The sequence below is a fragment of the Roseateles chitinivorans genome, assembly GCF_002761755.1.
Taxonomy (GTDB): Bacteria; Pseudomonadota; Gammaproteobacteria; order Burkholderiales; family Burkholderiaceae_C; genus Roseateles; species Roseateles chitinivorans.
Genome location: NZ_PEOG01000001.1, coordinates 38,766 through 50,983, shown reverse-complemented (window position 1 = coordinate 50,983; position 12,218 = coordinate 38,766). Strand labels below are relative to the sequence as shown.

General features: G+C 70.8%; 9 protein-coding genes. 4 read left to right on the top strand and 5 right to left on the bottom strand.

Annotation, left to right across the window (positions count from 1 at the left end; translation table 11 throughout):
* Positions 1 to 34: 34 nt before the first annotated feature.
* Genes CS062_RS00210 through CS062_RS00190 form a run of 5 tightly spaced genes read right to left on the bottom strand, consistent with a single transcriptional unit; the run spans position 35 to position 6,271 of the window.
* Complete coding sequence (locus CS062_RS00210) at positions 35 to 2,290, bottom strand: hybrid sensor histidine kinase/response regulator (protein ID WP_099859478.1); 2,256 nt, start codon at positions 2,288 to 2,290, stop codon at positions 35 to 37.
* A 40-nt stretch (positions 2,291 to 2,330) separates the two neighbouring features.
* The gene (locus CS062_RS00205; protein ID WP_099859477.1) at positions 2,331 to 3,791 is read right to left on the bottom strand and encodes a CHASE3 domain-containing protein; all 1,461 of its coding nucleotides are present in this window, start codon (positions 3,789 to 3,791) and stop codon (positions 2,331 to 2,333) included.
* A gap of 16 nt (positions 3,792 to 3,807) precedes the next feature.
* Positions 3,808 to 4,374, bottom strand: coding sequence for a chemotaxis protein CheW (locus CS062_RS00200; protein ID WP_099859476.1), 567 nt, complete (start codon positions 4,372 to 4,374; stop codon positions 3,808 to 3,810).
* On the bottom strand, positions 4,371 to 5,738 hold the full coding sequence (locus tag CS062_RS00195; RefSeq protein ID WP_099859475.1) for a CheR family methyltransferase: 1,368 nt from the start codon (positions 5,736 to 5,738) through the stop codon (positions 4,371 to 4,373). Before CS062_RS00195 ends, CS062_RS00200 begins: the two co-directional genes overlap by 4 nt.
* Positions 5,735 to 6,271, bottom strand: coding sequence for a chemotaxis protein CheW (locus CS062_RS00190; RefSeq protein ID WP_099859474.1), 537 nt, complete (start codon positions 6,269 to 6,271; stop codon positions 5,735 to 5,737). The genes CS062_RS00195 and CS062_RS00190 overlap by 4 nt, the downstream gene beginning before the upstream one ends.
* Before the next feature lie 282 nt (positions 6,272 to 6,553).
* Here CS062_RS00190 and CS062_RS00185 point away from each other — a divergent pair, with 282 nt between their 5' ends.
* The 4 genes from CS062_RS00185 to CS062_RS00170 all read left to right on the top strand — a co-directional run bounded on the left by CS062_RS00185 (position 6,554) and on the right by CS062_RS00170 (position 12,204).
* Positions 6,554 to 7,294, top strand: coding sequence for a TetR/AcrR family transcriptional regulator (locus CS062_RS00185; protein ID WP_233217833.1), 741 nt, complete (start codon positions 6,554 to 6,556; stop codon positions 7,292 to 7,294).
* Positions 7,295 to 7,341: 47 nt separating this feature from the next.
* The gene (locus CS062_RS00180; RefSeq protein WP_099859472.1) at positions 7,342 to 9,132 is read left to right on the top strand and encodes an acyl-CoA dehydrogenase C-terminal domain-containing protein; all 1,791 of its coding nucleotides are present in this window, start codon (positions 7,342 to 7,344) and stop codon (positions 9,130 to 9,132) included.
* A 165-nt stretch (positions 9,133 to 9,297) separates the two neighbouring features.
* Positions 9,298 to 9,753, top strand: a complete 456-nt coding sequence (locus CS062_RS00175; RefSeq protein WP_099859471.1) for a DUF2147 domain-containing protein — start codon at positions 9,298 to 9,300, stop codon at positions 9,751 to 9,753.
* 54 nt (positions 9,754 to 9,807) lie between these two features.
* The gene (locus tag CS062_RS00170) at positions 9,808 to 12,204 is read left to right on the top strand and encodes a 3-hydroxyacyl-CoA dehydrogenase/enoyl-CoA hydratase family protein (protein WP_099859470.1); all 2,397 of its coding nucleotides are present in this window, start codon (positions 9,808 to 9,810) and stop codon (positions 12,202 to 12,204) included.
* Positions 12,205 to 12,218: the final 14 nt, after the last annotated feature.

Sequence of the window (12,218 nt, the reverse complement as noted above, 5' to 3'; positions counted from 1 at the left end):
ATCCCGCCCTGGCCGCCAATGCCTCCCGACGAGCTCATGCGGCGGGCTCCTCGACCGCCGCGCCGTACTCGACCGTGCCGGCCGAGCGCGCCATCAACCGGGCGACCTGCGCGAGGAATTCGTTCTGGGCGAACTCGCCCTTGACGATGTAGCCGTCCGCGCCGACCGCCTTGCCGCGGGCCAGGTCCTCCGGCGCGTTGCGCGAGGTCACCAGCACCGCCGGGATGTGGCGCAGCGCCGCATCGCCGCGGATGCGGGCGATGAACTCGAAGCCGTCCATCCCCGGCATCTCCACGTCCACCAGGATCAGCGCATAGCGCTCCCGCTGCGCCGCCTCCAGCCCGTCCTCGGCGGACGCGGCCATGTGGACGCGGTAGCCGGCGGCCTCGAGGATGCTCTGCTCGAGCATGCGGGTGGTCAGCGAGTCGTCGATGACCAGGATGGTGCCGGTGGGCGGCGGCGCCGATACCGGCCGAGGCCGCGCCTGGCGCGCCGCGGCGATCAGGCCTTCGGCGGCGAGCACCGGCACCGGCTGCTGGGCCGCGTCCAGCGCCAGGCCGGCGATCAGCGGCGACGGCGGCAGCAGCGCCGGCGGCGGCCGCAGCACGACGCTGGTGACGCCGTCCAGCGCGTCGACGCCCAGCGCCGCGCGCTGGCCGCCCGCGCGAATCACCAGCGCCGAGCGCGGCGCTCCGGCCGAGGCCTGGCCCGGATGCAAGGCATCGGCGAGCGAAAGGTGGGGCAGCAGTTCGTCGCCGACGGTCAGGTGCGAGCCGTTCAGCACCGGGCGTTGCAGCACGCACTCGACCGCCTCCAGCGGCACCCAGGCCGCGACCGCGCCGGCGCTGACGCGGATCGCGCGCAGCGCGGCCAGTTGCAGCGGCACGTAGAGCTCGACCGTCGTGCCTTCGCCGCGCCGGCTGCGCAGGGTCAGTCGGCCGCCGAGGCGATCGGCCGTGTCGCGCACCAGGTCCATGCCGACGCCGCGACCGGCCAGCGCGTCCACGCGCCGCGCGGTGCTGAGCCCGCCGCGCAGCAGGCGTTCGATCAGCGCGTCGTCATCGAGCCGCGCCGCGCCGGGGATGCCCTTGTCGACCGCGGTGCGCCGCACCGCCTCCAGGTCCAGGCCGGCCCCATCGTCGGCGCAGCAGAACAGCACCTCGCGGCCGCGGCGCTCGATCCGCAACTCGATCCGGCCCTGCGGCGGCTTGCCGGCGGCGATGCGCTCGGCCGGCAGCTCGATGCCATGCGCGACGGCATTGCGCACCATCTGCACCAGCGCGCCGGAGACGGCATTGAGCAGCGCCGCCTCGAGCTTGACGTCGCCGCCGTGGCCGGTCAGCCGGGCCTGCTTGTCCTGCGAGCGCGCCGCGTCACGCGCGGTCCGCTGCAGCGGTGCGAAGAGCTGCGCGGCGGGCAGCAGCCGCAGCTGCTCGGCGCTGTCGCGCAGCGCGACCAGCTCGCGGGCAAGTTGACGCGCGCCGCGCTCGATCTGGTCCTCGAGCCGCGCGAGCGGGCCGGCCAGCGCCTCCTGCTGGCCCTGCAAGCCGGCGCGCAATTCGCGCAGCAGCGCCGCGGCGCGCTCGATCGGCGCCAGGTGCCCCTGCGTGCGCGCGATGTCGGCGAGCAGGCCATCCAGCTCCTCCGGCATCAATTGGGGAATGGTCAGCAAGGCGCCGACCGGGTCCCGGTCGACGGCCTCCTCGGCGGACGCCGCGTTGCCCACGTCGGAGGGCAGCCCCGGGAGGCCCGCATCGCCGAGGCCAGCGTTGATGCCGCCGCCAGCGTCCGCGGACGGGCCGGCGATGCGTCCCGGCTCCGGGGCGGACAAGCCCGAGCCAGTGCCCGAGCTCGCGTTCGAACCCGAACCCAAACCCGAGGTGACGCCCGAGCCGGCGCCGGGGCCTGAGCCCGCCCACGAACCCGAACCCGCGCCCCCGGTCGCAGGTCGAGGCGACGGCGGTGCGCCGGTCGCCGCCGGGGCGTCCAGGGCGGTGATCGCGTCGCCGGCGGCGTCGATCAGCGCGAGCAGGGCGTCGAGGTCGGCGCGGCCGGGCGCCTCGTCCCGATCGCGCAGCGGCGTGAGCAGGTCCTCGATCGCATGCGCCTGCGCCGCGATGCCGGGCTGTCGCACCACGCTGGCGGCGCCCTTGAGCGTGTGGGCCAGTCGCAGCAGGCGCGGCGGCAGGTCGGGCGCCGGCGCCTGCTCGGCGGCGAGCACGGCCTCGCTCATCTGCCGCAGCAGATCGCGGGCTTCGACGCGGAAGAAGCGGTAGGGGTCCTTGGCCACGGCGCTCGGGGTGTTCCGTTCTCGGTGGGGAGGGGCCGGCTCAGGTCGGCTGGGCCTGCACCAGGCGCAGCAGGTCGCGGGACATCTCGGCCAGCTCGGTGGCCGTCTGCGAGGTCTGGCCGGAACTGGCCTCGGTCTCGCGCGAGGCCTGCGCGGTGTTGGACAGCGCGACATTGAGCTGCTCGACCGCGGTGGCCTGCTGCTTGGTGGACAGCTCGATCTCACGCGCCGCGTCGGTCGTGGTCACCACCTGGCCGGCGATCTTGGCGAAGGTCGCGGCCACGTCGTCGAACTGGCGCGCGCCGGCGTCGACCGCCTTGGAGCCGGTCTCGGTCGCCATCACCGTGGTGTTGACCGCGCCGCGCACATCGTCGATCTGCAGCCGGATCTCCTTGGTCGATGCGGTCATGCGGTCGGCCAGCTTGCGGATCTCGTCCGCCACGACGCTGAAGCGCCGGCCGGCATCGCCGGCCACGGTGGCCTCGATGGTGGCGTTGATCGCCAGGATGTTGGTCTGCTCGGCCAGCTCGCCGACCAGGTCCATCACCACCCCGATCTGCTGCGACTTGCGGCCCAGGTCCAGCATGTGGTCGACCACCAGGTCGATCTGCCGGCGCATCGCGGCGATGGTCTCGCGCGCCGCCTGCAAGGTGCCGTCGCCGCCGCGGGCCAGCCCGGCCGTCTGCTCGGCGATGCCGACGACGCGCTGCGCGCTGTCGGCGATCTGGCGCGAGGTGGCCAGCAGTTCGGAGATGGTGGTGGAGATCTCGGTCATCGAGGTGGCCGTCTCGCGGGCGCCGGCGGCCTGCTGGTTCGCGGCGGCCTGGAGTTCCGCCGAGGAGCGCTGCACATGCTTGACCGCCGTGCCGACCTGCCCGCTCAGCGCGCGGTTCAGCGTCAGCGCCGCCGCCAGCACCAGCAGCGCGCCGGCGACGGTGCCCCAGACGATGGCCATGCGCACCCCGGCGGCGGCGGACTCGACCTCCTGCGCCCGCTGGCGCAGCAGGTCGTTCTCCTCCTCCTCCATCTGGGAGATCACCCCGCGCAGTTCATCCATGCGGCGCTTGCCCTCGCCCAGACCCAGGACCCGCATGGCTGCCTCGGTGCTGGAGGCGCGGCGCGTCTCGATGCGCTCCTTGTGCAGCTGCATCAGGCCTTCGATCATGGCCGTGGCCTGGTTCAACCGGGCCTGCTGCGCGGGGTTGTCGCGGATGAGCGGCTTGAGCTCGGCCAGCTGCCGCGGCAGGTTGGCCACCGCATGCCGGTAGGGTTCGAGGTAAGGCTCGTCGCCGCTCAGCAGGTAGCCGCGCTGGCCGGTCTCCGCATCCTTCATCAGGCTCATCAGCGCCTCGATGTGGGTCAGCGCCGCATGGGTGCGGGTGACCTGGTAGCTGGTCTGCGTCATCAGCTCCACGCCCCGGTAGGACAGGGTCCCGATGAGCAGCAGCAGCGCAAAGGACAGCGCGAAACCCATCGACAGCTTTCTTCCGAAGGTCCACATGGCACGGTGCTCCCTGTCATCGGCCGGCGGCGCCGGCGCTTGTCGTTGTGGTGAAGGATCCGGACGGCGGCTCGCCGAGCTGGTTGCCGGCGATCGCGGCGATCAGCCCTTCGAGCTCGATCAGCGGGCGCAGCGCGCCGCCACAGCGGACCGCCCAGCCGGTGCCGGCGGCGTCGCTCTGGTGCAGGCGGTCGCCGGGGGCCAGGCGCCATTGGCCGTCGAAGCCCTCGAAGGCGAGCGCCAGCGGCGCGGCGCGCGCGATGGCCCACCAGCGCACCGCCGTCGCGGTCCCGCGGCCGATCAGCGCGCGCAGGTCGTAGAGCGGCAACACCTGCCCCTGATGCCCGGCGAGCCCGAGCAGTCCGGGAGCGGTGGCAGGGTAGGGGGCGGCGGGCATGGCGGGCTGCAGTCCGGCCAGGTCGGCCAAGTTCAGGGCGAACGGGTCGCCGGCAATCCGTATGCCCAGCACGTCCAGAACGGCGTCGTCATCGCCCTGCCGTCGCGGCTCGGCGAACGAGCGGTCGAAGGCGGCGCGCCATTCGTCGAGCTGGCCCTCCAGCGGATCGAAGCGGTCTGGCGTCATGCGCGGGCCTCCAGGATTTCGTCGCGGCACAGGCGCCGCAGGTCGTCCCGCTCGAAGCCGCCGCCAAAGCGCCGCAGCCGCTCGGGCGATTCATCGTCGAGCAGCGCCAGCGCCCGGCCCAGCTCGCGCCGCGCGGCGACGATCTCGCCCCGCCGACGCGCCAGCAGCCCCAGGCGCAGGTGCGGCAGGGCAAAGGCGGCGTCCTTGGCGGCGGCGCGTTGGTGGTGCCATTCCGCGGCGGGGAGCTGGCCCCGCTCCTCCATCGCCAGCCCCTGCAGGAACAGCACCTCGGCCTGCAGGGCGGCGGGCGTCCGAGGAGCGATCAGCCCGGCGCAGGCACGCAGCCCGTCCTCGATCCGGCCGGCCTCGACCAGCAGCAGCGCCTCGTCGAGCAAGGCCTCATCGGCATGGCGGTCGCGTGCGGCGTCGGACCTGGCCGCGTGTGCAGGCGCGGCCATCGCCGGCTCGGGGGCGGTCGCCGGCCAGGGAAAGGGCCAGGCGGGCGCCTCGTCCGCGCCTTCCCGGCGATAGAAGAAGCAGCCATGCGCCTGGCGGAGGGTGAGCCCCGCGGCCTGTGCCTCGGACTGGCCGCGCAGGGTCTCCGCATGCCCCAGGAACAGCACGCCCCCCGGTGCCAATGAGCCGACCAGATGGTGGATCGCCTGGCGCAGCGCGGTGGGCTCCAGGTACATCAGCACATTGCGGCAGAAGATGATGTCGAAGCGCTCGGGCGTCCAGAACGCGGCGTCGGGCTGGCCCAGTTGGCGCGGCTCGAAGCGCACCCGCTCGCGGATCGCGGGCAGCGGCGTCCAGACGCCCGGCTCGACGGCGCGGAACCAGAGTTCACGCAGCTCCGGCGGCGTCGCGCGCAGGCTCCATTCGCCATAGCGCGCAGCGGCGGCGCGCGCCAGCGCCGCCGGGTTCAGATCGACCGCCAGCACCTGCCAGTCGATGCCCTGCGCCGTCAGGCCGGCGCGGTGCAGCGTGATCGCCAGGGTGTAGGCCTCCTCGCCGCTCGCACAGCCGGCGGAGAGCGCGCGCAGGCCTGCGGAGGTCGCGCCGCGCGCCATCGACGGCAGCAGGTCCACCCGCAGCGCGTCGAACTGCTCCGGATGGCGGAAGAAGAAGGTTTCGCCGACGGTCAGTTCGGCGGCGAGCGCATCCAGCCGGGCGCGGGTCGGCGCCTGTTCCGTCTGGTCCAGGAAGCGCTCAGGTCCGCCGGGCCCGGCCACGCGCGTCAGCGCCGCGGCGAGCCGGTCGTCCTGGCGGTCGTCGAACTGCAGGCCCAGGCGGGCGGCCAGCAGCGCCCGCAGGCGCGGCAACAGGGAGAGCAGGGCGGGATCGGACGGCGAGGTCCGCGTCATGAGGCCGCCCCCCGGTGGCTGGCGGGCTCGCCGGCGTCCTCGGCGCCGATGGCGGCGGCCGGTGGCAGGTCGTCCGGCAGCAGCCGGGCCTGGTCGAGCACGGCGATCAGCTCGTCGTCACGCTCGGCCAGCGCCGCGACGGCGCCGTGATCGCGGTCGCGCAGCAACGGTGGCAGGGCGCGGAGTTGCTCCGCCGGGAAGTTCTGCAAGCCCAGCACCTCCGTCACCGCCAGCGCCACGCGGCGTTCGCCAGCGCGCACGACGACGTAGCGGCGGACCGGCGCTGCGCCGGGCGGCGAGGGCGTGCCTGCGGCGCCGGGCTCGGACAAGCCCAGCAGGCCGGCCAGGTCGACGACCGGCAGCCAGTCGCCGCGGATGCGCGCGAGGCCCTGGACGTGAACCGCCGGCGACTTGAGCGGCCGCAGCGGCTGCGGCCGCAGCGTCTCCTCGACCGCGTCCAGCGGCAGCCCACACAGCCGGGATCGCACCCGGCACACCAGAACCCGGAACACGCCATTCGATGGCTGGTGCATTCTTCTGGCTCCCTGTTTGCGCCAGTCTATGCCGGCGTCGGGCGGACGGGCGTTGCCGAAGGTCACTGGCCGGCGCGCCCGCGAGTCACCCAGCGTCGCAGAGAAGTCGGCGCCTCGATGTCGGGTAAACCCTTGGATGTCGCACGACCTCTCGGCGGAGACTCGGCTCGGCCGCCTGGCTTTTTTAGGTCTGCACCACTAAAAAGGGGTGGGCAAGGATTGCCTTTCCGACCCGGAACTGCTCAAAATAGAACGATCGTTCGTTTTATTATTCCGGGCATCGTGTCCACCTCCTCCGTCACCGCCGCCAAGCCCGCCGCCTCCGTCGCGCGTCGTGGCGCCCGTTCGCTCCAGAAGGGCCAGCAGACGCGTGCCGCGATCCTGGACGCGGCGCTCGGGCTGGCCTCGCACATGGGGCTGGAGGGCCTGTCCATCGGCGCGCTGGCCGATGTGACGAAGATGAGCAAGTCCGGCGTCTTCGCGCATTTCGGCTCGCGCGAGGAACTGCAGATCGCGGTGGTGCGCGAGTACCACGCCAAGTTCGAGGAAGAAGTCTTCTACACCGCGATCCGCCAGCCGCGCGGCCTGCCGCGCCTGCGCGCGCTGTTCGAGCGCTGGGTGCATCGCACCTCGGTGGAGGTGGACTCCGGCTGCATCTACATCAGCGGCGCCGTGGAATTCGACGACCGGCCGGGCCCGGTGCGCGATGCGCTGGTCGGCATGGTGCGCGACTGGCATGCCGCGATCCGCAAGGCCATCCTGCTGGCGCAGGAGGTCGGCCACCTGGTGCCGGAGGCCGATCCGGACCAGGTCCTTTTCGAGATGCACGGCCTGATCCTGTCGCTGCATCACGACGCGCGCTTCCTGCGCAGTCCCGGCGCGCTCGCCCGCGCCCGCACGGGCCTGGAGCGCATCCTCGACAGCTTCGCCACGCCGGCCGGCCGCAAGGCCGATGCCCAGACGCGGCAGACGCCCCCTTCCTCCGCCCAGGCCGGCGCGACCGTGGGTCGCAAGCGCGCCTGAGCGGGCGATTTTTCCGAACCCAACCCAAGAACCATCAGGAGTCCCTCATGCCTCAGTACAACCCGCCCCTGCGCGACATGAAGTTCGTGCTGCACGAGCTGCTGCACGCGGTCGACGAGCTGAAGCTGCTGCCCGCGCATGCCGAGGTCGACGAGGACACCATCAACGCGGTGCTGGAAGAAGGCGGCAAGTTCGCCGCCGAGGTGCTGGCGCCGATCAACCTGTCGGGCGACCAGGAAGGCTGCACGCTGGACAAGTCCACCCATGAGGTGAAGGCGCCCAAGGGCTTCAAGGAGGCCTACGCGCAGTACGTCGAGGGCGGCTGGCCCGCGCTGTCGTGCGATCCGGAGTACGGCGGCCAGGGCCTGCCGGTGTTGGTCAACCAGTTCATGTACGAGATGATGAACTCGGCCAACCAGGCCTGGACCATGTACCCCGGCCTGAGCCACGGTGCGTACGAGGCGCTGCATGCGCACGGCACGCCGGAGCAGAAGGCGCTCTACCTGCCGAAGCTGACCTCCGGCGTGTGGACCGGCACGATGTGCCTGACCGAGCCGCACTGCGGCACCGACCTGGGCCTGCTGCGCTCCAAGGCCGAGCCGCAGGGCGACGGCACCTACAAGATCACCGGCCAGAAGATCTTCATCTCGGCCGGCGAGCACGACCTGGCCGAGAACATCGTCCACCTGGTGCTGGCTCGCCTGCCGGACGCGCCGGCCGGCTCCAAGGGCATCTCGCTGTTCATCGTGCCCAAGTTCAAGGTCAACGCCGACGGCTCGCTGGGCGAGCGCAATCCGGTGTACTGCGGCGGCCTCGAGCACAAGATGGGCATCCACGGCAACGCCACCGCGCAGATCGTGCTGGACGGTGCCGTCGGCACGCTGGTCGGCCAGCCCAACAAGGGCCTGCAGGCGATGTTCGTGATGATGAACGCCGCGCGCCTGGGCGTCGGCAACCAGTCGCTGGGCCTGACCGAGGTCGCGTACCAGAACGCCGTGGCCTACGCCAAGGACCGCATCCAGATGCGCGCGCTGTCGGGCCCGAAGGCGCCGGACAAGCCGGCCGATCCGATCATCGTCCACCCCGACGTCCGCAAGATGCTGCTGACCGCCCGCGCCTATGCCGAAGGCGGCCGCGCGCTGTCGGCCTACGTGGCGCTGCAGCTGGACAAGGCCCTGTCCAGCGACGACGCCGACGAAGCCAAGGCCTGCGAGGACGAGGTCGCGCTGCTGACGCCGATCATCAAGGCCTTCATCACCGACAACGGCTGGATCGCGACCTCGCACTGCATGCAGGTCTTCGGCGGCCACGGCTACATCCACGAGTGGGGCATGGAGCAGTTCGTCCGCGACGCCCGCATCAACATGATCTACGAAGGCACGAACACGGTGCAGTCGCTGGACCTGCTGGGCCGCAAGATCCTGGGCAACAACGGCGCGACGCTGAAGAAGTTCGGCAAGAAGATCGCCGAGTTCGTCGAGGAAGAGGGCACCAGCGAGGCGATGCAGGAGTTCATCAACCCGCTGGCCGACATCGGCGACAAGGTCACCAAGCTGACCACCGAGATCGGCATGAAGGCCTTCCAGAACCCCGATGAAGTCGGTGCCGCCGCGGTCGACTACCTGCGCGTCGTCGGTCACCTGTGCTTCGCCTACATGTGGGCGCGCATGGCCAAGCTGGCGCTGGAGAAGAAGGACTCGGGCGATCCGTTCTACACCGCCAAGCTGGCGACCGCGCGCTTCTACTTCGCCAAGCTGCTGCCGGAAACCGCCAGCCTGATCCGCACCGCCCGCGCCGGCCTGAACCCGCTGATGGAAATGGACGAGGCGCTGTTCTGATCGACAGCGTCGCGGGCGCCTCCTCGAGCGGGGCGCCCGCGTCCCCCTACGGCGGACCGGGTTCCGCCCGGCGCGATTGACGCGCCGCGACCCGGGCCCGCAACATCGCGCATCGACGCGTCCGGCACAGGGCGCGGCTGTACAGAAGAAACGGAGAGAGACACGATGAAACCGCTGTTCGCCACCGCCGTCGCCCTGGGCCTCGGACTGTCCGCCAACCTCGCGCTGGCCCAGGCCGCGACCACGCCGGTGGGCGTGTGGAAGACGATCGACGACGAGACCAAGCAGGAGCGCTCCACCGTGCGCATCAGCGAGGTAGGCGGCGTGCTCACCGGCAAGATCGAGAAGATCACCGATCCCGCCAAGCAGGCCGCCAAGTGCGACGAGTGCACCGACGAGCGCAAGGGCCAGCCCATCCTGGGCCTGACCATCCTGCGCAACGTCAAGAAGAACGGCAACGACGCCGAGCTCTGGGATGGCGGCGACATCCTCGATCCAGGCAACGGCAAGGTCTATCGCGTGCGCCTGCGCCCGATCGACGGCGGCAAGAAGCTCGAGGTCCGCGGCTTTGTCGGCATGCCGCTGCTGGGCCGCACCCAGACCTGGATCCGCGTCGAGTAAGCGCGACGCCAGAACCACACCCCCTGCATCCGAGTGATGCTCATTGGAGAAACCATGAGTCGATTCCAAGTTCGCAAGGTCGCCGTGCTCGGCGCCGGCGTGATGGGCGCGCAGATCGCCGCCCATCTGGTCAACGTGAAGGTGCCGGTCGTGCTGTTCGACCTGCCCGCCAAGGAAGGCCCGAAGAACGGCATCGTCACCAAGGCCGTCGAGGGCCTGAAGAAGCTCAAGCCGGCGCCGCTGGGCGTGCCCGAGAACGCCGCGCTGATCCAGCAGGCCAACTACGAGGAGCACCTGGAGCTGCTCAAGGACTGCGACCTGATCATCGAGGCCATCGCCGAGCGCATGGACTGGAAGCTGGACCTGTACACGAAGATCGCGCCGTTCGTCGCGCCGCATGCGATCGTGGCGTCCAACACCTCGGGCCTGTCGATCACCAAGCTGTCGGAAGTCCTGCCGGAGTCGATCAAGCCGCGCTTCTGCGGCATCCACTTCTTCAACCCGCCGCGGTACATGTACCTGGTCGAGCTGATCAACACGCCGACCACCAACCCCGAGGTCATCGACCAGCTCGAGAGCTTCGTGACCTCCGCCGTGGGCAAGGGCGTCGTGCGCGCCAATGACACGCCCAACTTCGTCGCCAACCGCGTCGGCATCGCCGGCATGATGGCCACGATGATCGAGGCCGAGAAGTTCGGCCTGTCCGTGGACGTGGTCGACGACCTGACCGGCAAGAAGCTGGGTCGCGCCTCGTCGGGCACCTTCCGCACGGCGGACGTGGTGGGCCTGGACACGATGGCGCACGTCGTCAAGACGATGCAGGACAACCTGAAGGACGATCCCTTCTATTCGACCTACGCCACGCCCAAGGTGCTGGCCGGTCTGATCGAGAAGGGCGCGCTGGGCCAGAAGGCCGGTGCGGGCTTCTACAAGAAGGTCGGCAAGGACATCCAGCGCCTGGACTTCGCCACCGGCGAGTACGTCGCGGGCGGCAAGAAGGCCGACGAGATCGTCGCGCGCATGCTGAAGAAGCCGGCCGCCGATCGCATCAAGCTCCTGAAGGAATCGACCAACCCGCAGGCGCAGTTCCTGTGGTCCATCCTGCGCGACTCCTTCCAGTACGTGGCCGTGCACCTGGACACCGTGGCCGACACCGCTCGCGAGATCGACTTCGCGATGCGCTGGGGCTTTGGCTCGCAGCAGGGCCCGTTCGAGCTGTGGCAGGCCGCTGGCTGGAAGCAGGTCGCCGAATGGGTGCAGGCCGACATCGACGCCGGCAAGACGCTGTCGAGCGCGCCGCTGCCGAAGTGGGTCTTCGAGGGTCCGGTCGCCGAGAACGGCGGCGTGCATTCGAAGGACGGCTCCTGGAGTGCCAAGGAAGGCAAGTTCAAGCCGCGCGCCAAGCTGCCGGTCTATGAGCGCCAGGCCTTCCCCGAGTCGCTGGTCGGCGAGGGCGCGGTCGAGCCGCTGAAGGCGGGCACCGAGGAGTTCAAGAACGACGAGGTCCGCGTCTGGTCGCTGGACGGCGAAGTGCTGATCGCCTCGATCAACTGCAAGCTGCACCTGATCAGCCCGACGGTGACCGAGGGCCTGCTCAAGGCGGTCGAGATCGCCGAGGCCAAGTACAAGGGCCTGGTGATCTGGTCGCCGGACGACGTCTTCTCCGCCGGTGCCAACCTGGAAGCGCTGATGCCGGTCTTCATGACCAAGGGCGCCAAGGGCATCGCGCCGGAAGAGAAGAAGCTGCAGGACATGATGCTGCGCGTGCGCTACGCCAACGTGCCGGTCGTCGCCGCGATGCGCGGCCTGGCGCTGGGCGGCGGCTGCGAGCTGGCGGTGCATTGCGCGCGACGTGTCGCGCACATGGAGTCGTATGTCGGCCTGGTGGAAGTGGGCGTCGGCCTGATCCCGGGCGGCGGCGGCCTGACCTACATCGCGCGCCGCGCGGCTGAAATGGCCGCGGCCGGCAACGCCAACGCGGACATCTTCGCCTTCCTGAAGGATGGCTTCACCAATGCCGCGATGGCCAAGGTGGCGACCTCCGCGCTGGAAGCGCAGAAGCTGGGCTACCTGCTGGACAGCGACGTGATCGTTCCCAACAAGGACGAGCTGCTGTTCGTCGCCACGGCGCAGGCCAAGGCGATGGCGGACTCGGGCTACCGCGCGCCGCTGAAGGCCAAGTTCCCGGTGGCCGGCCGCTCGGGCATTGCGACGGTGAAGTCCTCGCTGGCCAACATGCGCGATGGCGGCTTCATCAGCCAGCACGACTTCCACCTGGCGTCGCTGATCGCGGACGTGGTCTGCGGCGGTGAAGTCGAGGCCGGCTCGCTGGTGACGGAGGAGTACCTGATGTCGCTGGAGCGCAAGCACTTCTGCTCGCTGCTGGAGCACCCGAAGACCCAAGAGCGAATCATGGGGATGCTGCAGACGGGCAAGCCCGTTCGCAACTGAGCAGCGCAGCCCAC